Raw genomic sequence first — 23089 nt, 5'->3', positions numbered from 1 at the left:
CCTGGAAATCCAGCATGGGCAGGACGGGACCGGCGCTGCCCCGATGCCGGTTCTCATCGATCGTCGGGCAGCCAGCCATAGCGCAGGTGTCAGGGCGCAGGTGTCAGGGCGCAGGTGTCAGGCGCGAGCCGGCGAGGTCCTCTCCGACGAAGAGCGCATTGGCGAGGCGCAACGAGAGCTCGGCGAAGCTGCGATCTCGCTTCTTTCCGGGTCGACCTGTGTATCAGCGGCGGCGCGAAGCGCCTGCCATTCGATCTCGTGCTTGATGGCAATGTCGTGCGGCACCAAAACTGCTTTCATCTTTTCTCACCGATTGTCGCGAATATGAAGTGGATTGCAGTGGCGGCAGATCAACGACGTGGCTTGGCAAGCGTGGAATCGTCTTCCGCGGCCGGCTTCGGCCCGCCTTTCGAAAGATCGCCGCCAGTGACATGAGCGGGAACGTGAACGTCTTCAAAAACGCCATGCGGCAGCGTCAGGTCGACGTGATGCGGCGGCAGCACCTGCGCCTTCTGCATTCGGTTGGGACGCGCCCGCTTCATACGGTCGGACTTTTCCGTGCGTTTGTCGGGGATGTGGGTCGAGGGGTGCATCGTCGGCCTCCTGTTCATGCGCATATGACGGGTGAAGGTGTAACGATGGCGACGCCGGATAGTTCCCAAGAAAACAACAGAGCGCGCCGCGTCGATCTTGACTGGCGTGGTAAGTTCACTACCTTCGCTCTATCCATCGGCCTCGGACATCGGCCGATGGGTCAACCTGGTGCCGGGCCCCTCTGGCGAGAGTTTTTACGGCGCTCTCGTGATGTCGGTACCGCCTGCAGCTTAAGCCGGCGGATTTTTCATCGATGAAAAAGCTCACCATGCCTCACGCGCATGCCCTTTGTGGTATGCCGCGTTTTTCACGCACATATTCTCTGTTCGAAACCGTTCGTGGCTGCGAGGTGCAGCCATGACCAACAGTTCCCAGCAAAAACCGACGCTCAGCTATTTCCGCTGGGCTTTCATAGTCACCATCCTCGGCCTGATCCTGGGCGCAGCCCTCGGCTGGCAGACGACAGGCACGATCGGCGGCATGGCGACCGTCTTCTTCATCTGCACGGTACTTGCCGTGCTGGAAATCTCACTCTCTTTCGACAATGCCATCGTCAATGCCAACAAGCTCAAGGAAATGACGCCGGTCTGGCAGCATCGCTTCCTGACCTGGGGCATCGTCATTGCCGTCTTCGGCATGCGTATCGTCTTCCCGTTGGCGATCGTCGCGATCGCCGCCAAAATCGGCCCATTGGAAGCACTGGTGCTCGCGGCCCGGGAACCTGCGGAATACGCCCGCATCATGAACGACGCCCATCTGCCGATCGCAGCCTTCGGCGGCACGTTTCTGATGATGGTCGGCCTCAACTACTTCTTCAATCACGAGAAGGACGTCCACTGGATATCAGGGCTTGAAAAGCTGATGGCCCGCTCGGCCACGATCAAGGGCATCGAGATCGCCTTCGTTCTGGCGCTGGTCCTGGTGTTCTCGTCGTTCCTCGGCGAAGAAGAAGCCACGACCTTCGTGCATTGCGCCATCTATGGCCTTCTGACCTTCCTGGCGGTTGAGGTGATCGGCGGTCTGCTCGATGCTTCGCAGCAGACGATGAGCGCTGCTGCCAAGGGCGGTCTCGGTGCCTTCATCTATCTGGAAGTGCTGGATGCCAGCTTCTCCTTCGACGGCGTCATCGGTGCCTTCGCGCTGACGCAGAACCTCTTCGTCATCGCCATCGGCCTCGGCATCGGCGCCATGTACGTGCGCTCGATGACGATCATGCTTGTCGAAAAGGGAACGCTTGCCGAATACCGCTACCTCGAGCACGGCGCCTTCTACGCGATCCTGATCCTCTCGGTGATCATGTACGTGCAGACCATGTACCATATTCCCGAGGTCATCACCGGCCTTGGCGGCGCGGCCCTGATCGGCATCTCGCTCTGGTCTTCCATCCGCTACAACAGGAAGGAGCAGGCGCAAGAGCGCGCCGAGGCGCACAAGGAACTGCACGCCTGATCCCTGCAAGCCGCATCGACCGATGCTGCTTCATCACGGCAAAAATAAAGCCCGCGACCATCCGGTTGCGGGCTGTTTCGTATCCGGCGATCGCGGATCGCCAAAACCGCGCCTAGGCGTTTAGTGGTTGATTCTACCGAACATGCTCGGATCGATACCGAGCTCGCGCAGATCGCGTGCCTTCGGGCGGCGGCCAGCTTCGACAGCGACGCTCGCAGCATTCGCAGCACTGATCATCGCAAAGGCGCGGCCAAGGAAACCATCGCGGATGGACTTACGGAAGGACATTTCTTTCTCGCTTTGCTTTATGATTGACTGCTCATATGTGCGCTTCCCCATGCGTTGCGACAAGCGATGGAACTTCAGCCCTGCCATGCAAAAACACGAGATCAGAATAGACGCACGACAGGCAGCCACCCACGAGCGGCGTCTGCGCACTCGGGCGGGGTCTGGAAATGCATGTTCCGATCATGCTTCCCGATATTTGAGAGCGCCTACTTGGCGATCACGCAAGCGCTACCGTATGAACTCAGCAAAACGAGCCACAGTACGGAGCCGTGGCGTGATCACAAGGATTGGAGGATATGCTGTTGACAGAACCGTTCGTGATCAGACGTGCCGAGTTATCGGAGGCCGAAGCCTTGGCGCAATTTGCGGCGCACCTATTTCGCGATACCTACTATAAAGACACAACGGCGCCCGACATCGACGCTCATATCGAGAGGAATTTCAGCGTCGGACATCAGGCCGCGGAGATCAGCGATCCCTCCGCCGCGGTGTTTCTGGCGACATTTGATGACCGCATCATCGGATACGCGCACGTCATTTTCGACTCGGTCGATCATCGGTCGGCCTTTCTCAATCGCATTTATGTCCACGCCGGTTGGAGAGGCCGTGGATTGGCGACCGAGCTCTTGGAGACCGTTCTGAGCGAGGCTAGGCAACGCGGCGAAACCCGTTTGGAGTTGACTGTATTCGAGCAAAACGCCCGGGCGATCGCGTTTTACAAAAGAGCCGGATTCGCAGTGACCGGTAACACGGCATTTACCGTCGGTCAGGACGTCCAGACCGACCTCGTGATGGCGATAGACCTGGTCGAGGGTCTCGACACCTAACGGCACAACTACGCGAGCAAGACGCCTGATGTGGTGCCGTGTCCGCCACCGGAGCGTCTCGCGGGCCTGAACGAAAAGGCCGGCGATGTGTCCATCGCCGGCCGCAATTGAGGGGTTCGGGGCAGTCTTTTTCTTTTAATCCTCGTTTGCCGCAAGCTGCGACAGAACCTCGCCGCGCCCGCGCAACCGCAGGATCAGCGGAATGATGAAGGCGGCGGCGGCAACAATCAGCAGGCCGGCAGCGATCGGCGACATCACCAGCGTCGTCACATCACCCTGGCTGATCGCAAGTGCGCGGCGCAGCTGCTGCTCGGCCAGTGGGCCAAGGATGAGGCCGACGACCGCGGGCGCGATCGGATAGCCGAAAAGCCGCATGATGTAGCCGAGGACACCGAAGGCGAGCAGCATGCCGAGTTCGAACACCGAGGGGTTGGCGCCGATCGTGCCGAGCGTCGCAAACAGCAGGATGCCGGCATAGAGCCATGGCTTCGGGATCGTCAGCAGGCGCACCCAGAGACCGATCAGCGGCAGGTTGAGCACCAGGAGCATCGCATTGGCGATCAGCAGGCTGGCAATCAGGCCCCAGACGATCTGTGGGTTGTTCGCAAATAACAGGGGGCCGGGCTGCAGACCGTATTGTTGGAAGCCGGCGAGCATGATCGCCGCCGTTGCCGAAGTCGGCAGGCCGAGTGTCAGGAGCGGAACGAGCGTACCGGCAGCCGATGCGTTGTTCGCGGCCTCTGGACCGGCCACACCCTCAATCGCGCCACGGCCGAATTCCTCGGGATTCTTGCTCAGCCGTTTCTCGGTGGCATAGGAGAGGAATGTTCCGATCTCTGCGCCGCCGGCCGGCATTGCACCGATCGGGAAACCAATGAGGGTGCCACGCAGCCACGCTTTCCAGGAACGCGCCCAGTCCTGTGCCGTCATCCACAACGAACCCTTGACCGCCTCGACGGTCTCCTCGCCCCGATTGCCCTGAGCGGCAATATAGAGTGTCTCGCCAATAGCAAACATCGCAACCGCCAGCGTCGTGACCTCGACACCGTCGAGCAGATCCGGAACGCCGAAGGAAAGACGCGCCTGGCCGGTCTGCAGGTCGATACCGATCATTGCAAGCGCAAAGCCGATGAAGAGCGAGGTGAGCCCCCTCAGCGCCGAGTCCCCGAAAGCAGAGGAAACCGTGACGAAGGCAAGAATCATCAGTGCAAAATACTCGCGGGGGCCAAAGACGAGAGCGAGTTTGACGATATAGGGGGCGATGAAGGCCAGTCCGAGCGTGGCGATGAGACCCGCCACGAACGAGCCGATCGCCGCTGTCGCTAGCGCGGGACCGCCCCTGCCCGCCCGGGCCATCTTGTTGCCCTCCAATGCGGTAACGATCGAGGAGCTCTCGCCCGGCGTGTTGAGAAGGATCGAGGTCGTCGAACCACCATACATTCCGCCATAGTAGATGCCGGCGAACATGATGAGCGATCCGCCCGGATCGAGCTTGTAGGTGACCGGCAGCAGGAGTGCGACCGTCAGCGCCGGACCGATGCCCGGTAGAACGCCGACGGCCGTTCCAAGCGTTACGCCGATCAACGCGTAAAGCAGGTTCATCGGCTGCATGGCGACCAGGACGCCCTGAAGGAGGAGTTCGAAAGTGTTCATGGGCATTCGTTCCTAGAAGAAGAGCCTCTCCAGCAGACCGGCAGGCAACAAGAGCTGCAGAAGCTGCGAGAAGATGACCCAGACGACGAAGCTGAGGGCGATACCGGCAGGCAACGATAGCCAAAGCTTGCGCAGTCCGAAGCCACGCGCCGTGAGTGCGAAGAGAACGCCGGTGGCAATCGAAAAGCCGGCCGTCTTCAGGAGCAGCATTTGCCCTGCAAGGCCGGCGACGACCCATATGACCGGCGCGATTTCCTGATGCTCACGTTCGGGAAAATCGCCATGCCAGGCTTCGAACGCCGTCCAGATCCCAAGTGCGATCAGGCCGAGCGCAACCGCCGTCGGAACGGTCGCAGGACCGATGCGCGCGTATTGCGCGACCGCCTTCATGTGAGAAACGTCCCAGAGCATGACCGCGGCCACGGCGAAAAGACAGAGGGCAATGATCAGCGCCGCCCAGTCGGGGCGGCGCTTCGTTGCCAGGGGTTCGTTACCCTCGCTCATTTAACAAGTCCGATCTCTTTGAGGATGCCTTCAGTCGCAGCAACATCCTTTTCGAGCTGCGCCTTGAAGGCGTCGCCGGCGAGGTAGGTATCGGCCCAACCCTTGGTCTTCAGGACTTCCTGCCAGCCGGCGGACTTCGAGACCTTGTCGAAGTCAGCGGTGATCGCTGCGGTCTGTTCGGCCGAAAGCCCTGGAGCGGCAGCCACCATACGCCAGTTCTGCACGGCGACATCGAGTCCGGATTCCTTCAGCGTCGGCGCATCGACGCCCTCGATGCGGTGATCGCTTGACACGGCAAGCAGGCGCAGCTGGCCGGCTTTGACCTGCGATTCAAACTCGCCGTAACCAGAAATGCCCGCCGTCACCTGTCCGCCGAGAATGGCAGCCAGTGCTTCGCCGCCGCCGGAAAAAGCAACATAGTTGATCTTCGTCGGATCGACCCCGGCTGCCTTCGCGATCAGGCCGACCGCGATGTGGTCGGTGCCGCCGGCCGAGCCGCCACCCCAGGAAACGGCACCCGGATCCTGCTTCAGCTTTGCGACGAGATCGGCCATCGTCTTGATGTCGGATGAAGCCGGAACGACGATCGCCTCGTATTCGCCCGTGAGACGGGCGATCGGCGTGACGTCTTTGAGGGTAACCGGCGACTGGTTCGTCAGGATCGCGCCGACCATGACATAGCCGCCAACGATCAGTGCGTTAGGGTTGCCGCTGTTCTGACCGGCAAACTGGGCGAGACCAATGGTGCCGCCGGCGCCTGGAACGTTCTGAACCTGAATGTTGCCTGAGATGCCTTCCTTCTGCATGACGGTCTGCAGCGAGCGAGCAGTCTGATCCCAACCGCCGCCAGGAGCGGCCGGCGCCATGATGGTGTAGTCGGCGGCATAGGCCGGCAACGCGATCGCGGCCGCGAAAATGCTTGCAAGAAGAGTATGCTTCACGAGTGTGTCCTCCGTGGGCACGGCTGAGAAACCGCGCATTGTTCTCGATGGAATCGGGAAGAACACCGCAGACGGACATAGGTCCGGTATGGCCGGCAAGCTCTTCCCGAAACTTCACCTCTCCGCCTCCACGGAGCTGAAGTTCTACAAAGCGGACCACGATAAGCTGTCATTTAGCTGACATCCGCGGAGTATCCACCCCGAAGGACACTTTTTTGCCGCAATTGCACTCGGCGAAAAACTTCGACCGCTGCGGGAACTTGTCTGCCATCGCCGCGTTTAGCGAGATAAGGAGGATTGGGCCATGAGTTCTCACATCGATACCAAGCAAATCGAACATGAGGGCTTACGACAAGTGTGGAGCGTGCGTGAATTTGCGCGTCGCCACCGGTTGGACAAGAAGGAGGAGAAGCGGCTCCTCGTGCTTTTCGGATCGTTCGCGACGAAGCAGGAATTGCTGTCGAACGCCCAGCGGCCCTGCCTTTTCCGGTAACTACCACGATTTTTATTGTGTCCGCAGGACCTCGTTCCAGTGCGCGATCAACCTCGCGCGCTTCACCTGATCCAGGTAGACCATCAGTCCGGGGCTGACGGGGACCGGCCGCAATTGCGCGCCCAGCAGCTCCTGCATCGTGTTGGCTGTGTTCTCACCGGCGACCTCAGGGCTGACAGCCGGAATTTGCAGCTCGCGCGCCATGATCGTCTGCCCCTCCTTCGACATGAAGAAGGAGAGGTAGCGGCGCCCGAGTTCCGGCTCGCCCGCCGCCTGCGGCACGAGGCCAATGCGCGACATCACGACGGTATAGTCCTTTGGCAGGACAATCCCCACATCCGGCTGGCGTTTGGCCCAATCGGCGGCATAGGAGCCGAGGATGTTGTAGCCGAGAACGAAACGGCCGTCGGACACGCGCTCCAGAATGGCCGAGCTGGTCGAATAGAGCTTGACCCCGGCTGCGCCCATGGCGCCGATGACGGACCAGATATCCCCGAACTGCTCCTGGTCACGCGCCATGAACAGGAAGCCGACGCCGGAACGTTCGATGTCGTAGGTGCCGATCCGGCCATGGACCGCATCGCCCTTGCGCTTGAGGTAATCGACGAATTCGGCGCGCGAACTCGGCGGCGGCTCCTTCACGAAACTCGGCCTGTGATAGACGAAAACCGCCGGCTCGAAGGTCAGTGCATAGGCGGTATTGCGCCAGTTGGCCCATTTCGGCCAGCGGGCGCTCATCGGCAGGTTGCTGACCTGCGCGTAACCGTCGTTGGAGAGCTTCACCTGCAGGTCCATCGCCGAGGAAAAGGCGAAATCGGCGGTGCGCTTGCCGGCATCGGTCTCGCGCACGATGCGGTCGTAGATTTCCCCGGTCAGCATGTCCTCGTACTTGACCGCCACATCGGGATTGGCCTTCTGAAATCCGCGGATCATCGGCTGTGCCAGGGGCTCATCGAGCGATGAATAGACAACCAGCGTCGGAGCTTCGGCACTGCCGGAACGCGCAGGATAAAACACCTCGTCCGCTGTCGCCAATGCGGGACAGAGAGACACCAACAGGAAAAGAACACTCCTCATTGCACGACAATGCACCAGCAGCCGCGATCCAGCAAGTCGAGCGCGCCAGTCCCGTTTCCGGCCACAGCGGCTGGTACGCTGCCAAACCGAAAAATCGCTATGACATCGGCCTCACCGCCCTGTATCCTTTTCAAAAATCAAGGGAACATCCGTGCGCATTCTACTGGTGGAGGACAATATCGCGCTGGCCGACGGGCTTTCGGCGATCCTGCGCGGCACCGGCCATGCCGTTGACGTCGTGCATGACGGTGCCTCGGCCAATGCTGTGACGGCGGCTGAGAATTTCGATCTCGTCGTGCTCGACCTGAACCTGCCGGAGATGGACGGCCTCGAAGTGCTGCGCGGCATGCGGGGCCGGCAGAACCAATCGGCCGTCCTCATCCTGACGGCGCGCGGCGCACCAGAGGAGCGGGTGAAGGGCCTTGATCTCGGCGCCGATGACTACCTCATCAAGCCCTTTGACATTTCTGAGTTCGAGGCGCGCGTGCGCGTCCTCCTGCGCCGCCAGGCCGGGCTGCATTCGGCGACTGTCAGTTTCGGCGGCCTCTCGCTCGATCTCAATTCACGCGCTTTCTCCGCAGGCTCGACGCCGCTCGACATCCCCGCCCGCGAGCTTGGCCTTCTGGAAATCCTCTTCATGCGCGCCGGCAAGGTCGTCGCCAAGGAGGCAATCATCCAGTCGCTGACGGCCTTCGACGACGACATTTCGGCCAATGCCATCGAGCAGTATGTCAGCCGCCTCAGAAAACGCCTGTCGCCCTACGGCCTGACGGTGAAGACCGCGCGCGGCATCGGCTACTATCTCGACAAGCTGCCCGAGGCCTCATGACGACGGCCTATTCGCTCCGACGAAGGCTCCTGTTCTGGCTGCTGATCTCGACTGCCATCATCGGCATGGTCGCGCTCGCGGACACCTATCGGGAAGCCGTGCAGACCTCCAACATCGTCTCGGACCGCGTGCTGGCAGGCTCGGCGCTCGCCATCGCCGAACGCGTCGTCGTGGCCGAAGACGGCACGCTCGAGGTCGATATCCCCTATGTGGCGCTTGAAATGCTGACCTCGGCCGCGCAGGACCGGGTCTTCTATCGCGTCGACGGACCGCCGGGGAAATTCATCACCGGCTACCAGGCGCTGCCCGTGCTTGCGGAAACCGTCGGCGACACCGCCGCCTTTGCCGACGACACCTTTCGCGGCGAACCGATCCGGGTGGCGACACTGAAACGCTCAGCCTCGACCGGCATCCGCTCGGTCCCCTTCGCCGTCACCGTCGCGGAGACTACGATTGCCCGCCGCCAACTGGCCCGCGCCATCCTCTTCCGCTCCGCACTCCGCCTCTCCTTCATGATCGCGGGCGCCGCCGTCATTGTCTGGATCTCGGTCACCGTGGCCCTCCGCCCGCTCTACAAGCTGCGCGATGCGATCGGCGAGCGGAGCCCCGACGACCTCCACCCGATCGAACAATCCGTGCCAAGCGAGGTCCAACCGCTGGTCGATACGGTGAACGGCTTCATGGTGCGTCTGGAATCGGCGCTGGATGCGCTTCGCAACTTCACCGGCAACGCCAGCCACCAGCTGCGCACGCCGCTTGCGATCATCCGCACGCAGCTCGCGCTGTCGGCCCGATCAGACACACTGGCAGAAGCGCAGGGCTCCGCCCTGAAGGGTGATCAGGCCGTCGCCCATGCCGAACGCATTCTCGCGCAATTGCTACTGATGGCGAAGATCGATGCGGCAACAGCGAAGGAGGCGCTGACCGCCTCCTCGATCGACCTGACGGCCATCGCCCAGGACATCACCGGGGAGCTCATCCCGGCGGCCGCCGAGGCGGGCATCGATCTCGGTTTCGAAGGCAACCGCCCTGCCTTCATCCGCGCCGAGCCGCTGCTGATCGGCGAGCTGTTGCGCAACCTTGCCGGAAACGCCATCGCCTATGCCGGCAAGGGTGCGGAGGTGACGGTGCGGATAGTTGAAACGGATGAGGCCGTCCGCCTCGAAGTCGAGGACAATGGGCCGGGCATTCCAGCGGAGAAGCTGGCCGCCGTGCGGCGACGCTTTTCACGCGGCAGCGATTCGGGTGCGCCGGGGGCCGGGCTCGGCCTGCCGATTGTCGAAGAGATCGCTGGTCTCTTCAACGCGGCGCTGACGCTGGAGCCCGGCATGGACGGTAGAGGCCTCAAAGCCTCCGTGACCTTTACGAAGGTTGCGTAAAGGCTTAGCCGGCTTGGCCAAACCGCCTTGCATTCTTTCGCTGCATTGCACACACTGCCACCCGGGAACAGCAAATGCCGTCAACGATACGGCAGCGGACAAGGCAATACATGTCGATCAAAGCCAGCATCTATCATCTGACGCATTACAAATACGACAAGCCGGTCCGCCTCGGACCCCAGATCATCCGCCTCAAGCCCGCTTCGCATTCGAAGACGCGGGTGATCAGCCATTCGCTGAAGGTCTCGCCGTCGAACCATTTCGTGAACCTGCAGCAGGATCCCTACGGCAATTACCTTGCCCGCTACGTCTTCCCCGACCCGGTGACCGAGTTCAAGATCGAGGTCGATCTCGTCGCCGACATGACGGTCTACAATCCCTTCGATTTCTTCATCGAGGAGAGCGCCGAAATGTGGCCCTTCTCCTATCCCGAGGAGATCAGGGACGACCTGAAGATCTACATGCTGCCGCAGCTGGTGGAGCCGGCGCTGGCAGCCTATCTCTCAGGCATAGACCGCACCCCGATGCGCACCACCGATTTCATCGTCGGTCTCAATGCCCGGCTGAAGAACGACGTCGAGTACGTCATCCGCATGGAACCCGGCGTGCAGACGCCGGAAGAGACGCTGAAGCTGGCGCTCGGCTCCTGTCGCGATTCGAGCTGGCTGCTGGTCGAGATCCTCCGCAATCTCGGCTTCGCCGCCCGCTTCGTCTCCGGCTATCTCATCCAGTTGACGCCCGATCTGAAAGCGCTCGACGGTCCCTCCGGCACCGAGGTCGATTTCACCGACCTCCACGCCTGGTGCGAGGTCTATATCCCCGGCGCCGGCTGGATCGGCCTCGACCCGACCTCCGGCCTATTGACCGGCGAAAGCCACATCCCGCTCGCCGCCACCCCGCACCATCGCAACGCCGCCCCCATCTCCGGCGCCCTCTACGGCCACGCCAACACCGAATTCGCCTTCGACATGAAGGTCGCGCGCGTCGCGGAGCACCCGCGCATCACCAAGCCTTTTTCCGATGACAGCTGGCACGAGCTCAACGAACTCGGCCTCAAGGTCGACCGCATCCTGGAGGCCGAGGATGTCAGGCTCACCATGGGCGGCGAGCCGACCTTCGTCTCCATCGACGACTTCGAATCCGAGGAGTGGAACACCGCAGCCGTCGGCCCGACCAAGCGCGAGAAGGCCGACGTGCTGATCCGTAAGCTACGCGAACGCTTCGCGCCCGGCGGCTTCCTGCATTACGGTCAGGGCAAGTGGTATCCGGGCGAAAGCCTGCCGCGCTGGACCTTCTCGCTGTACTGGCGCAAGGACGGCAAGCCGATCTGGCGGAATCCGGATCTGATCGCCGATGAGGGCAAGGACACCGGCGTAAAGGCCGACGATGCTGCCAACCTGTTGAATGCCATCGCCCGGGAACTAGCGATCGAAACGGACATGGTGCTGCCCGCCTATGAGGATCCGGCCGAATGGATCCTCAAGGAAGGAAGCCTGCCAGATAATGTCGATCCCTCGAACTCGAAGCTGAAGGACCCGGAAGAGCGCAGCCGCATCGCCCGCGTCTTCGAACGCGGCCTGACGGTACCAACAGGCTATATCCTCCCCGTCCAGGCCTGGAACGCCAGGGCATCCGGCAAGCGCTGGGTCAGCGAGCGGTGGAAGACCCGCCGCGGCAAGATCTTCCTCGTGCCCGGCGACAGTCCCGTCGGCTACCGCCTGCCGCTCGGCACCCTGCCCTACGTGCCGCCGGCGCGCTTTCCCTATATCCACCCGGCCGACCCCTCCATCCCGCGCAGGCCCCTGCCCGATGTCTTCGTGCCATCAGGCCGCGCCATGCCGGAAGCCTCGCGCCACCGCGACGAGACCGGCCAGGACCGCGTCGAGCAGACCATTGGCGAAATCGGCGGCGCCGTGCGCACCGCAATTTCGGTCGAGCCGCGCGACGGCCGGCTTTGCGTCTTCATGCCCCCGGTCGAGCGCATCGAGGATTATCTCGAGCTGATCGCGGCGGCCGAAAACGCCGCCGCCGAACTCGGCCTGCCCGTCCATATCGAAGGCTATTCGCCGCCGCAGGACGAGCGCATCAACGTCATCCGCGTCGCCCCCGACCCCGGCGTCATCGAGGTCAACATCCATCCCGCCTCCAACTGGCAGGACTGCGTCGCGATCACCACGGCTGTCTACGAAGAGGCGCGCCAGTCGCGGCTCGGCGCCGACAAGTTCATGATCGACGGGCGCCACACCGGCACTGGCGGCGGCAACCACGTGGTCGTCGGCGGCGCCAATCCCGGCGACAGCCCGTTCCTGCGCCGTCCCGATCTGTTGAAGAGCCTAGTGCTGCACTGGCAGCGCCATCCGTCGCTCTCCTACATGTTTTCAGGCATGTTCATCGGCCCGACCAGCCAGGCGCCACGCATCGACGAGGCCCGCCACGACAGCCTCTACGAGCTGGAAACGGCGCTCGCCCAGATCCCCGCACCGGGCCGGGGCCTAACACCGCTGCCGTGGATCACCGACCGCCTGTTCCGCAATCTCCTGATCGACGTCACCGGCAACACCCACCGCGCCGAGATTTGCATCGACAAGCTGTTCTCGCCCGACGGCCCGACCGGTCGCTTGGGACTTGTCGAGTTCCGCGGCTTCGAGATGCCGCCGAATTCGCGCATGTCGCTCGCCCAGCAATTGCTGGTCCGCGCCCTCATCGCCCGCTTCTGGCAGAACCCGGCCGACGGCCGCTTCGTGCGCTGGGGCACGACCCTGCACGACCGTTTCATGCTGCCGCACTTCGTCTGGCACGACTTCCTCGACGTGCTCGCCGATCTCAAGCAGAACGGCTTCGGCCTCAGCCCGGAATGGTTCAAGGCGCAGCTCGAATTCCGCTTCCCCTTCTGCGGCGAAGTCGAATACGAGGGCTCCAAGCTGGAGCTTCGCCAGGCGCTGGAACCCTGGAACGTCATGGGCGAAGAAGGTGCGATCGGCGGCACCGTGCGCTATGTCGACAGCTCCGTCGAGCGCCTGCAGGTGCGGCTCGAGACCAGTAACGCCTCCCGCTACACCGTCACCTGCAACGGCCGCACCGTGCCGTTGACGCCGACGGGAACGGCGGGCGTCTCGGTCGCCGGCGTCCGCTTCAAGGCATGGCAGCCGGCGTCGGGATTGCACCCGCTTCTGCCGGTCAACACGCCGCTGACCTTCGACATTTATGATACATGGTCGAAGCGTTCGATCGGCGGCTGCATCTATCATGTTGCCCATCCGGGCGGGCGTAACTATGACACCTTCCCGGTCAATGGTAACGAAGCGGAAGCAAGGCGTCTGGCGCGATTCGAGCCGTGGGGGCATACATCGGGCGGCTATATCCCGCGCACGGAGACAGCTTCGCCGGAATTCCCGCTGACGCTCGATCTTCGCAGGCCGGTGGGAATCTAGACGTTAGGGCGAAATGGGCAAAAAACCGACGGCAGAACTGAGGGAAGCACCACGCAACCGCACCGGCAACGATGCGGTGCTCAGCTACGCCCCGCTGCCTGGCGTGGCCGACGAAATGGTCGATACCAACGGCGCCATCCGTCCGGTCTGGCAGCGTTTCTTCGCGCATCTGAGCGGCATGCCCGAAAAGGACCTGACCGAGCGCTTCGCTCGCGCCGATCGCTATCTCCGCGATGCCGGCGTGTTTTATCGCGCCTATGGCAGCACCGGCAGCGCCGAGCGCTCCTGGCCGCTTTCGCATGTGCCCGTCCTGATCCACGCCCGCGAATGGGAAGCGCTGTCGGCCGGCCTCGTACAGCGCGCCGACCTGCTTGAGGCGATTGTTGCCGACATCTACGGTCAGAACCGGCTGGTCGCAGACGGCGTCCTGCCACCCGCACTCATCGCCGCCAATCCGGAGTACCAGCGTCCACTCGTTGGCGTCACTCCCGCGGGCGGTCATTATCTGCATTTCTGCGCCTTCGAGATCGGCCGCGGCCCGGACGGCAACTGGTGGGTGCTGGCCGACCGCACCCAGGCTCCGTCGGGCGCTGGTTTCGCGCTCGAGAACCGCGTCGCAACGACCCGCGCCTTCTCCGACATCTATGCCGAGACCCCGGTTCATCGCCTGGCCTCCTTCTTCGGCGCCTTCCGTGACGCGCTGCAAGGCATGAAGCACAGCGGCGACGACCGCATCGCCGTCCTGACCCCCGGCCCCGCCAACGAGACCTATTACGAACACGCCTATATCGCCCGCTACCTCGGCTTCATGCTGCTCGAGGGCGAGGACCTGACGGTCGTCAACGGCAAGGTGATGGTGCGCACCGTTTCGGGCCTGAAGCCGATGACCGTTCTCTGGCGCCGCCTCGATTCCGCCTATGCCGACCCGCTCGAACTGAACCAGAATTCGCACATCGGCACGCCCGGCCTCGTGGAAGCATTGCGCGCCGAAAGCGTCACCATCGTCAACGCGCTCGGCAGCGGCATCATCGAGACCCGCGCGCTTCTCGCCTTCATGCCGACCATCTGTCGCCGCCTGTTCGGCGAAGAACTGAAGCTCCCCTCGATCGCGACCTGGTGGTGCGGCCAGAAAGGCGAGCGCGAACATGTCGCAAAGAACATCGGGAAGATGGTGATCGGCCCGGCTTATTCGCGCGCGCCCTTCTTCGATGACAGCGGTGAATCCGTGCTCGGCTCGAGCCTGCGCGCCACCGCCAAAGACTCGATCGCCGACTGGCTGAATTCCGACGGCACAAAGCTCGTCGGCCAGGAAGTCGTGACGCTTTCGACAACGCCCGCCTGGATCGACGGCAAGCTGACGCCACGGCCGATGTCGCTGCGCGTCTTCGCGGCTCGCACGGCCAATGGCTGGCAGATCATGCCCGGCGGCTTTGCCCGCATCGGCGGCAGCGACGACGTGGCGGCCATCGCCATGCAGTCTGGCGGTGCGGCCGCCGACGTCTGGATTGTCAGCGACAAGCCGGTGGAGCGGCACACGCTGCTGCCGGCCGAAGGCAGCTTCACCCGCAACATGCCGGGCAGCCTGCCGAGCCGCGCCGCCGACAACCTCTTCTGGCTTGGCCGCTACATCGAACGCGCCGAAGGGGCACTGCGCATCCTGCGCGCCTGGCACGCCCGCTTCGCCGAGGCCGCCGATCCGAGCCAGCCGCTACTGGCCGACGTGACGGCCTATCTGACAGCCGTCGATATCGACACCAAGGACGCGGTGCCGGACACGCTGCTGCGCAACATCGACAGCGCCGTCTATTCCGCCAGCAACATCCGCGACCGCTTTTCACCCGACGGTTGGCTGGCGCTGACCGATCTCGCCAAGACGGCGCGGCGTTTCCACGCGACGGTCTCACCGGGCGACGACGCAAGCCATGCGATGACGATCCTGCTGCGCAAGCTCGCGGGTTTCGCAGGTCTGGTGCACGAAAATATGTATCGCTTCATGGGCTGGCGGTTCCTGTCGCTCGGCCGCCATATCGAGCGCGGCCTGCACATGACGCGGCTGCTCGGCCACATGTCGGGACCGGACGCCCCCGACGGCGCGCTCGACATGCTGCTGGAGATCGGCGACAGCGTCATGACCCATCGCCGTCGCTACAACGTCAACACTGCCCGCCTGACGGTCACCGATCTTCTGGCGCTAGATCCACTCAACCCGCGCTCGATCCTCTTCCAGATGAACGAGATCCATCGCGAGGTGGAGCAATTGCCGAACGCGCTCGTCAACGGCCAGATGTCGCCCTTCTACCGCGAAGCAATGCGGCTCCACGCAGGTCTTGCGGTGATGACGCCGGAGACGATGAGCGTCGATGTCTATCGCCGTCTCGAACGCGAGTTGGAACAACTGTCCGACCTTCTTGCCCAAACATATCTCGGGTGACTCAGGTGCTCTACGATCTCTCCCTGCACATGGGCTACATCTACGACACCCCGGCCTCCGGTGCCCGCCACATCATGCGGCTGATGCCATTGTCTCTGCCAGATCGTCAGCGGCTGATCGCCGGCTCCATCAAGGTTTCGCCAACGCCGGACGAACAGGCCCACTTTGTGGATTTCTTCGAGCATCCCGCGACTTCCTTCATGTTGCGCGCGCCGCACGAAAAGCTTGATATCCGCATGCAGGCCCGCGTGCAGGTGGAGAGCCATTCGATCGCGGCGGATTTTTCGCCAGTGCTTGCGAAGTTGCCGGATGAGATTGCTGGCGTCTGGTCGCTGAAGCCCGATGCCCCGCACCACTTTCTCGGCAACAGCCCTCGCCTGCTGGAAACGCGCGCCATTTCGGACTATGCGAAGGCCTGCGCCGAAGCGTCATTGACCGTGCTGCAGATCGCCACTGCGCTTTGCGCGAAAATCCACCGGGATTTCAAGTACGATGCCGAAGCGACGACCGTCGATACGACGCCGCTTGAGGCCTTCCAGTTGAAGAGCGGCGTCTGCCAGGACTTCGCCCATGTCATGATCCTTGCACTCCGCAGTCTCGGCATTCCGGCAGGCTATGTCTCCGGCTTCCTGCGCACCATCCCGCCGCCCGGCAAGGAACGGCTGGAGGGCGCCGACGCCATGCACGCCTGGGTCAGGGTCTGGTGCGGCGAAACGATCGGTTGGGTCGAACTCGACCCGACGAACAACATCCCGGCCGGCACCGACCACATCGTCGTCGCCTATGGCCGCGACTACGCCGACGTCGCCCCGGTCATCGGTGTCTTGAAGAGCTACGGCGGCCAACGCGCCGTCCAGGCGGTAGACGTCGTCCCGCTGGGGTGAACATTCTATAGCTGCATCAATGTCAAAAATCCCTCAAAGAGGGCATTTTTCATTGAGGCTGCGCACAAGAAAGCGACATTCCGCTAGAATCTTAACGATCCGATAAAGGCGAGCTCAACAATTGCCGGGCATGAATTAGGCATTATTGGGGCACTTAACTCAGGTGAACATGATGAGCACCTTTCAATCGCTGAAGTCGAGCCTGTCTCGGCTGCAGAAGGATCGGCATGGCAATTTCGGGATGGTTACTGCGATCCTGCTACCGATCGCAATAGGAGCCGGCGCGGTCGCGGTTGACGTAACCAACGCTGCGTTGGCGAAGCATCAGTTACAGGAAGCCTCCGACGCGGCGGCACTTGCCACCGCCTCCGCCCTTGCCGAGGGAAAGATCGACACAACGACTGCCTCTGCGTTCGCGAAGGATTTCGTTGCCGGTCAGATGGCAAACTTCATTAGCGACACGACCGCACTCCGGGCCGCCACAACGGCCACAGCGACCAAGACAACGTCCGGGAGTGCTGCGAGCTACAGCGTGAACGTCTCATCGTCTTACAGCATGCAACTCAGCGGCCTTGCGCGGGTCATCGGCTTCCAGACTGCCAACATCGCTACGTCAAGCCAAACAGCAAGCGGCTATTCCGAGAAGCAGGGTTCAGTTTCGATATTCCTGGCTCTCGATAAATCGGGCTCGATGGGCGACTACACAACGACGTCCTACACCTATACCTGCGGTAAAAACCACAATAAGACGTGCACAGCCTACTACACTAAAATTGCAGCCTTGAAGCTCGCGGTCGGTAACTTGACGGCAGAACTCGACAAGGCCGACCCAACGCACATCTATTCCCGCACGGGTGCGGTCTCCTACGATCTCATTACGTATCCGGAAACCAAGCTCGCCTGGGGAACCAGTGCCGTCACGACCTATGTCAACGCGCTCTCGGCGGCCAACGGCACGAATTCCAGCGGCGCGGTGAGCATGGCTTATAACTCGTTGATCGCGAAAAACAACGCCGGCAACGACAGCGAAAACGCTCTGCATCAGGCGAAAACCGGCCAGACGCCCAAGAAATATATTGTCTTCATGACGGACGGTGACAACAACGATGATCCGTCAGGCGGCCGCTCCTATGACACGTTGACGAAGGGCACGTGCGATAAAGCGAAGGGTGATGGCATTGAGATCTACACGGTCGCCTTCATGGCGCCTGAGAACGGCCAGGCGCTGCTGAAGTATTGCGCGACGGATGACAACCACTACTTCAAGGCAGAAAGCATGTCCGATCTTCTCGCTGCCTTTAAAGAGATCGGCGCAAAAGCTTCCGACCAGACGACGCGCCTGATCAACTGATCTCTAGACTATCTCAAGCAACAAGCCGCTCCGGAACAAACCGGAGCGGCTTTTCGTTTGCTTGCAAAAACGCGCGTATCAAAATCGGAAAACCGATTGAAATCAAGCTCTTTCCGCAATGGAACGTCGAGCCTCGTCAATTTTTTCGTTTGGGTAATTCCCTTGTTGCAAGTGCGTTGTAACGATGCATAAACTGCGTCTTTAGTGCGCGGTAAACCGATTGAAATTGGCATAAAGCACTGAAACAGAACAGAATTGGCGAGGACTGACGATGAACACCGTTTCGAAACCGACCATCCCCTCCCCCGCCCCCCGCAGTTCCAAGCCGGAAATTCTCGCTGAAGAAATCATTGAGCGTTTGACCTACCGCATCGGCAAGGATGCGAAGGTCGCCAAGCCTCATGACTGGCTGACTGCCACGATCCTCGTCGTGCGTGACCGCATCATCGACAAGTGGATGGAATCGACCCGCAGGGTCTATGCGACCGGCGACAAGCGCGTCTACTACCTCTCGCTGGAATTCCTCATCGGCCGCCTGATGCGCGATGCCATCTCGAACCTTAATCTGATGGAACAGGTTCGCGACGCACTCGCCTCGCTCGGCGTCGATGTGGCCGTCATCGCTGGCCTCGAGCCCGATGCCGCCCTCGGCAATGGCGGCCTCGGCCGTCTCGCTGCCTGTTTCATGGAAAGCATGGCGACCGTTGAGGTGCCGGCCTATGGCTACGGCATCCGTTATGTACACGGCCTCTTCCGCCAGCAGCTCGCCGACGGCTGGCAGGTCGAGCTGCCGGAGAGCTGGCTGGCGCACGGCAACCCCTGGGAATTCGAGCGTCGCGAAAGCGCCTACGAAATCGGCTTCGGCGGCACGGTCGATGTCGTCAACAATCCCGAGGGCGAGCCGCGCTATGTGTGGAAACCAGCCGAGCGGGTGATTGCCGCGGCCTTCGATACGCCAGTCGTCGGTTGGCGCGGCAAGCGCGTCAACACACTGCGCCTCTGGTCGGCGCAGCCGATCGATCCGATCCTGCTCGATGCCTTCAACGCCGGCGACCATATCGGCGCGCTGCGCGAAAGCAACAAGGCGGAAAGCCTGACGCGCGTTCTCTACCCGGCCGATGCGACGCCGGCCGGCCAGGAGCTGCGCCTGCGCCAGGAGTTCTTTTTCTCCTCCGCGTCGCTGCAGGACATCCTGCGCCGTCACCTGCAGCAATACGATGACTTCACTTCGCTGCCCGACAAGGTGGCGATCCAGCTGAACGATACGCATCCGGCCGTCTCCGTCGCCGAACTGATGCGTCTGCTGTGCGATGTTCACGGCCTCGACTTCGACCAGGCCTGGGACATCACCCGCGGCACGATCGGCTACACCAACCACACGCTCCTTCCCGAAGCGTTGGAAAGCTGGCCGATCCCGCTCTTCGAGCGCCTGCTGCCGCGCCATATGCAGATCATCTACGCGATCAACGCCAAGGTGCTGCTCGAAGCGCGCAAGACCAAGACATTCTCCGAAACCGAAATCCGCTCGATTTCGCTGATCGAGGAAAGCGGCGAACGCCGGGTTCGCATGGGCAATCTTGCCTTCGTCGGCGCCCATTCGATCAACGGCGTTTCGTCATTGCACACCGACCTGATGAAGGTCACGGTGTTTGCCGACCTGCACAAGCTTTATCCCGACCGCATCAACAACAAGACGAACGGCATCACGCCGCGCCGCTGGTTGCAGCAATGCAATCCCGGCCTGACCTCGCTGATCCGCGAGACGATCGGCGACGACTTCCTTGACGATGCCGAAAAGCTGAAGCCCCTCGACAGGTTCGCAAACGATGCGAGCTTCCAGGAGAAGTTTGCTGCGATTAAGCGTGACAACAAGGTGGCCTTGTCCAATCTTGTCGCCAGCCGCATGGGCATCAAGCTCGATCCGTCGGCAATGTTCGATATCCAGATCAAGCGTATCCACGAATACAAGCGCCAGCTGCTCAACATTATCGAGGCCGTCGCCCTCTACGACCAGATACGCTCGCATCCTGAATTGGACTGGGTGCCGCGCGTCAAACTCTTCGCCGGCAAGGCGGCGCCGAGCTATCACAATGCCAAGCTGATCATCAAGCTGATCAACGACGTCGCCCGCACCATCAACAACGATCCGGCCGTCCGCGGTCTCTTGAAGGTCGTGTTCGTACCAAACTACAACGTCTCGCTGGCCGAAGTCATGGTGCCCGCCGCCGACCTGTCCGAACAGATCTCGACGGCTGGCATGGAAGCCTCGGGCACCGGCAACATGAAGTTTGCGCTCAACGGCGCCCTGACGATCGGAACGCTCGACGGTGCCAATGTCGAAATGCGCGATCATGTCGGCGAGGACAACATCATCATCTTCGGTCTGCGCGCCGACGAAGTCGCCGCCGCCCGTGCCGACGGCCACAATCCCCGCGCCATCATAGAGGCGTCGCGTGAACTGTCTCAGGCGCTCCAGGCGATCAGTTCCGGTGTCTTCTCGCACGATGATCGAAACCGATACGCGGCGTTGATCGAGGGCATCTATGCCCATGACTGGTTCATGGTCGCGGCGGATTTCGATGCCTATGCGCAGGCCCAGCGCGATGTCGACCAGCTCTGGGCCGATCCATCAGCGTGGAACGCGAAGGCGATCTGCAACACGGCGCGGATGGGCTGGTTCTCGTCTGACCGCACGATACGGCAATATGCCAAGGAAATCTGGAGAGCCGGATGAAGACGCCGAAAGCCACCCCTGAAGTCAGACTTCCCTGGGAGATTTCGGCAGACGAGATAGCGGCAATCCTTTCAGGCTCGCATTCCAACCCATTCGCCGTTCTCGGCGTTCACAAATCAGGCAGCGCCTACGTCGCCCGGTGCTTCATTCCGGGCGCCGAAGAGGTAACGGCGATGGCGCTCGATGGTAGCGTCATCGGCGAACTGGAGCAGCAGCACCCGGACGGCTTCTTTGCCGGGTCCGTCTCTGTCAACAAGCAAGTGCCGGTTCGCTATCGCGCCCGGCGCGGTGATGCCGAATGGGCGGTGACCGACCCTTACAGCTTCGGACCGGTCCTCGGCCCGATGGATGACTATTACGTGCGGGAAGGCTCGCACCTGCGCCTCTTCGACAAGATGGGTGCGCACTGGATCAAGCACGAGGGCGCGCAGGGCATCCATTTTGCCGTATGGGCGCCGAACGCACAGCGCGTCTCCGTCGTCGGCGATTTCAACGGCTGGGACGGTCGTCGCCATGTGATGCGCTTCCGCTCCAGCGCCGGCATCTGGGAGATCTTTGCACCCGATGTCCCGACCGGGGTGGCCTATAAGTTTGAAATCCGCGGTCACGATAGCGTTCTTCTACCGCTGAAGGCCGACCCATTTGCCCGCCGCAGCGAGCTGCGGCCGAAGACTGCCTCGGTCGCGGCCTCAGAACTGCTGCAGGAGTGGGACGACGAAGCGCATCTGAAGCACTGGAGCGAAACCGACAAGCGCCGTCAGCCGATCTCGATCTACGAGGTTCATGCCGGCTCCTGGCAGCGTCGTGACGACGGCTCGTTCCTCTCCTGGGACGAGCTGGCCTCGCGGTTGATCCCCTATTGCGTCGATATGGGCTTCACCCATATCGAGTTCCTGCCGATTACCGAGCATCCCTACGATCCGTCCTGGGGATACCAGACGACCGGGCTCTATGCCCCGACCGCCCGCTTCGGCGAGCCTGAGGGTTTCGCCCGTTTCGTCAACGGCTGCCACAAGGTGGGCATCGGCGTCATCCTCGATTGGGTGCCCGCCCATTTCCCGACTGACGAACACGGCCTCGGCTGGTTCGACGGCACGGCGCTCTACGAGCATGCCGATCCACGCCAGGGCTTCCACCCGGACTGGAATACGGCGATCTACAATTTCGGGCGCACCGAAGTCGTCTCCTACCTCGTCAACAATGCACTCTATTGGGCCGAGAAGTTCCATCTCGATGGCCTGCGTGTCGATGCCGTCGCCTCGATGCTCTACCTCGATTATTCCCGCAAGCACGGCGAATGGATCCCGAACGAGTACGGCGGCAACGAGAACCTGGAAGCGGTCCGCTTCCTGCAGAACATGAATACCCGCATCTACGCAGAGCATCCCGGCGTCATGACCATCGCCGAGGAATCGACCTCCTGGCCGAAGGTGTCGCAGCCGGTGCACGAAGGCGGCCTCGGCTTCGGCTTCAAGTGGAACATGGGCTTCATGCACGACACGCTCTCCTACATGAGCCGCGATCCCGTGCACCGCAAGCATCACCATAACGAGCTGACCTTCGGCCTGCTCTACGCCTACTCGGAAAACTTCGTGCTGCCGCTCTCGCATGACGAGGTGGTGCACGGAAAGGGCTCGCTGATCGCCAAGATGCCGGGCGACGATTGGCAGAAGTTCGCAAACCTGCGTGCCTACTACGCCTTCATGTGGGGTTACCCTGGCAAGAAGCTGCTTTTCATGGGCCAGGAATTCGCGCAATGGGCCGAATGGAGCGAGGCGAAGTCGCTCGATTGGAACCTGCTGCAGTACCGCATGCACGAGGGAATGCGCCGGCTGGTGCGTGACCTCAACTTCACCTATCGCAGCAAGCCGGCCCTGCACGCCCGCGACTGCGAGGGCGACGGCTTCGAATGGCTGATCGCCGACGACCACGAAAATTCCGTCCTCGCCTGGATCCGCAAGGCACCGGGCGAAAAGCCGGTTGCCGTCATCTGCAATCTGACGCCTGTTTATCGCGAGAATTATTCCGTCCGCCTGCCGACCGAGGGGCGGTGGCGCGAGATCCTGAATACCGATGCCGACATCTACGGCGGCAGCGGCAAGGGCAATGGCGGCCGCGTCCAGGCCGTCAACGCCGGCGGCAACATCGCCGCATCAATCACCTTGCCGCCTCTGGCGACGATCATGCTTGAACCTGAGAACTGAAGACTGGTGGGAGGATAAAA

At 62.0% G+C, this 23089-nt stretch carries 18 protein-coding genes; 11 read left to right on the top strand and 7 right to left on the bottom strand.

Features of this window, described 5'->3' with window-relative positions; genetic code table 11:
- Positions 1–117: 117 nt before the first annotated feature.
- Together ATY79_RS27120 and ATY79_RS27115 are read right to left on the bottom strand one after the other, a co-directional pair.
- On the bottom strand, positions 118–300 hold the full coding sequence (locus ATY79_RS27120; protein ID WP_088692078.1) for a hypothetical protein: 183 nt from the start codon (positions 298–300) through the stop codon (positions 118–120).
- Positions 301–350: 50 nt separating this feature from the next.
- Positions 351–593, bottom strand: a complete 243-nt coding sequence (locus ATY79_RS27115) for a hypothetical protein (RefSeq protein WP_088692079.1) — start codon at positions 591–593, stop codon at positions 351–353.
- Between the two features lie 358 nt (positions 594–951).
- Between ATY79_RS27115 and ATY79_RS27110 the strand changes: the two genes are divergently transcribed.
- Positions 952–2043 (top strand): DUF475 domain-containing protein, encoded by a 1092-nt coding sequence (locus tag ATY79_RS27110; protein WP_088692080.1) that lies wholly within the window; start codon positions 952–954, stop codon positions 2041–2043.
- Between the two features lie 120 nt (positions 2044–2163).
- Here the strand turns inward: ATY79_RS27110 and ATY79_RS31065 are convergent, their stop codons facing one another.
- Positions 2164–2331, bottom strand: coding sequence for a hypothetical protein (locus tag ATY79_RS31065; RefSeq protein ID WP_088692221.1), 168 nt, complete (start codon positions 2329–2331; stop codon positions 2164–2166).
- A 296-nt stretch (positions 2332–2627) separates the two neighbouring features.
- Here ATY79_RS31065 and ATY79_RS27100 point away from each other — a divergent pair, with 296 nt between their 5' ends.
- On the top strand, positions 2628–3158 hold the full coding sequence (locus ATY79_RS27100) for a GNAT family N-acetyltransferase (RefSeq protein WP_189637112.1): 531 nt from the start codon (positions 2628–2630) through the stop codon (positions 3156–3158).
- A gap of 135 nt (positions 3159–3293) precedes the next feature.
- Here ATY79_RS27100 and ATY79_RS27095 read toward each other — a convergent pair whose 3' ends face one another.
- From ATY79_RS27095 to ATY79_RS27085, 3 genes are read right to left on the bottom strand one after another with little or no spacing between them, the layout of a single operon-like run.
- Positions 3294–4811 carry a tripartite tricarboxylate transporter permease gene (locus tag ATY79_RS27095; protein ID WP_088692082.1) on the bottom strand — a complete coding sequence of 506 codons (1518 nt, stop codon included), beginning with the start codon at positions 4809–4811 and terminating at the stop codon, positions 3294–3296.
- A 12-nt stretch (positions 4812–4823) separates the two neighbouring features.
- Positions 4824–5315, bottom strand: a complete 492-nt coding sequence (locus tag ATY79_RS27090; protein WP_088692083.1) for a tripartite tricarboxylate transporter TctB family protein — start codon at positions 5313–5315, stop codon at positions 4824–4826.
- Complete coding sequence (locus ATY79_RS27085; RefSeq protein ID WP_088692222.1) at positions 5312–6256, bottom strand: tripartite tricarboxylate transporter substrate binding protein; 945 nt, start codon at positions 6254–6256, stop codon at positions 5312–5314. Before ATY79_RS27085 ends, ATY79_RS27090 begins: the two co-directional genes overlap by 4 nt.
- 304 nt (positions 6257–6560) lie before the next feature.
- Between ATY79_RS27085 and ATY79_RS27080 the strand changes: the two genes are divergently transcribed.
- Positions 6561–6749 (top strand): hypothetical protein, encoded by a 189-nt coding sequence (locus ATY79_RS27080; protein ID WP_088692084.1) that lies wholly within the window; start codon positions 6561–6563, stop codon positions 6747–6749.
- 12 nt (positions 6750–6761) lie between these two features.
- On the opposite strand, the gene ATY79_RS27075 is transcribed toward ATY79_RS27080, so the two are convergent.
- Positions 6762–7826, bottom strand: a complete 1065-nt coding sequence (locus ATY79_RS27075; protein WP_088692085.1) for an ABC transporter substrate-binding protein — start codon at positions 7824–7826, stop codon at positions 6762–6764.
- Positions 7827–7977: 151 nt separating this feature from the next.
- Here ATY79_RS27075 and ATY79_RS27070 point away from each other — a divergent pair, with 151 nt between their 5' ends.
- The 8 genes from ATY79_RS27070 to glgB all read left to right on the top strand — a co-directional run bounded on the left by ATY79_RS27070 (position 7978) and on the right by glgB (position 23069).
- The gene (locus tag ATY79_RS27070) at positions 7978–8655 is read left to right on the top strand and encodes a response regulator transcription factor (protein WP_088692086.1); all 678 of its coding nucleotides are present in this window, start codon (positions 7978–7980) and stop codon (positions 8653–8655) included.
- A complete protein-coding gene (locus tag ATY79_RS27065) occupies positions 8652–10034 on the top strand; it encodes a sensor histidine kinase (RefSeq protein WP_088705444.1) in 1383 nt (460 codons plus the stop codon). The genes ATY79_RS27070 and ATY79_RS27065 overlap by 4 nt, the downstream gene beginning before the upstream one ends.
- Positions 10035–10144: 110 nt before the next feature.
- Positions 10145–13465 (top strand): transglutaminase family protein, encoded by a 3321-nt coding sequence (locus ATY79_RS27060; protein WP_088692088.1) that lies wholly within the window; start codon positions 10145–10147, stop codon positions 13463–13465.
- Positions 13466–13478: 13 nt separating this feature from the next.
- Positions 13479–15896, top strand: coding sequence for a circularly permuted type 2 ATP-grasp protein (locus tag ATY79_RS27055; RefSeq protein ID WP_088692089.1), 2418 nt, complete (start codon positions 13479–13481; stop codon positions 15894–15896).
- Positions 15893–16780: a transglutaminase family protein gene (locus ATY79_RS27050; protein WP_088692090.1), complete on the top strand. Its 888-nt coding sequence runs from the start codon at positions 15893–15895 to the stop codon at positions 16778–16780. The genes ATY79_RS27055 and ATY79_RS27050 overlap by 4 nt, the downstream gene beginning before the upstream one ends.
- A gap of 172 nt (positions 16781–16952) precedes the next feature.
- Entirely contained in the window at positions 16953–18131 is a 1179-nt protein-coding gene (locus ATY79_RS27045) for a TadE/TadG family type IV pilus assembly protein (protein WP_088692091.1), read from the top strand.
- Between the two features lie 271 nt (positions 18132–18402).
- A complete protein-coding gene (locus ATY79_RS27040) occupies positions 18403–20865 on the top strand; it encodes a glycogen/starch/alpha-glucan phosphorylase (protein ID WP_088692092.1) in 2463 nt (820 codons plus the stop codon).
- Positions 20862–23069: a 1,4-alpha-glucan branching protein GlgB gene (gene glgB / locus ATY79_RS27035; RefSeq protein ID WP_088705443.1), complete on the top strand. Its 2208-nt coding sequence runs from the start codon at positions 20862–20864 to the stop codon at positions 23067–23069. Before ATY79_RS27040 ends, glgB begins: the two co-directional genes overlap by 4 nt.
- The last annotated feature ends 20 nt before the right edge of the window (positions 23070–23089 follow it).

Origin of the sequence: Rhizobium sp. R693 (assembly GCF_002211315.1) — a bacterium.
Lineage (GTDB): Bacteria > Pseudomonadota > Alphaproteobacteria > Rhizobiales > Rhizobiaceae > Rhizobium.
This window is presented reverse-complemented; position numbering and strand designations above follow the sequence as displayed.

Coding starts and splice junctions, on each gene's coding strand:
- ATY79_RS27120 (WP_088692078.1), bottom strand. CDS start 300: ATGAAAGCAGTTTTGGTGCCGCACGACATTGCCATCAAGCACGAGATC.
- ATY79_RS27115 (WP_088692079.1), bottom strand. CDS start 593: ATGCACCCCTCGACCCACATCCCCGACAAACGCACGGAAAAGTCCGAC.
- ATY79_RS27110 (WP_088692080.1), top strand. CDS start 952: ATGACCAACAGTTCCCAGCAAAAACCGACGCTCAGCTATTTCCGCTGG.
- ATY79_RS31065 (WP_088692221.1), bottom strand. CDS start 2,331: ATGTCCTTCCGTAAGTCCATCCGCGATGGTTTCCTTGGCCGCGCCTTT.
- ATY79_RS27100 (WP_189637112.1), top strand. CDS start 2,628: ATGCTGTTGACAGAACCGTTCGTGATCAGACGTGCCGAGTTATCGGAG.
- ATY79_RS27095 (WP_088692082.1), bottom strand. CDS start 4,811: ATGAACACTTTCGAACTCCTCCTTCAGGGCGTCCTGGTCGCCATGCAG.
- ATY79_RS27090 (WP_088692083.1), bottom strand. CDS start 5,315: ATGAGCGAGGGTAACGAACCCCTGGCAACGAAGCGCCGCCCCGACTGG.
- ATY79_RS27080 (WP_088692084.1), top strand. CDS start 6,561: ATGAGTTCTCACATCGATACCAAGCAAATCGAACATGAGGGCTTACGA.
- ATY79_RS27075 (WP_088692085.1), bottom strand. CDS start 7,826: ATGAGGAGTGTTCTTTTCCTGTTGGTGTCTCTCTGTCCCGCATTGGCG.
- ATY79_RS27065 (WP_088705444.1), top strand. CDS start 8,652: ATGACGACGGCCTATTCGCTCCGACGAAGGCTCCTGTTCTGGCTGCTG.
- ATY79_RS27060 (WP_088692088.1), top strand. CDS start 10,145: ATGTCGATCAAAGCCAGCATCTATCATCTGACGCATTACAAATACGAC.
- ATY79_RS27055 (WP_088692089.1), top strand. CDS start 13,479: ATGGGCAAAAAACCGACGGCAGAACTGAGGGAAGCACCACGCAACCGC.
- ATY79_RS27045 (WP_088692091.1), top strand. CDS start 16,953: ATGAGCACCTTTCAATCGCTGAAGTCGAGCCTGTCTCGGCTGCAGAAG.
- ATY79_RS27040 (WP_088692092.1), top strand. CDS start 18,403: ATGAACACCGTTTCGAAACCGACCATCCCCTCCCCCGCCCCCCGCAGT.
- glgB (WP_088705443.1), top strand. CDS start 20,862: ATGAAGACGCCGAAAGCCACCCCTGAAGTCAGACTTCCCTGGGAGATT.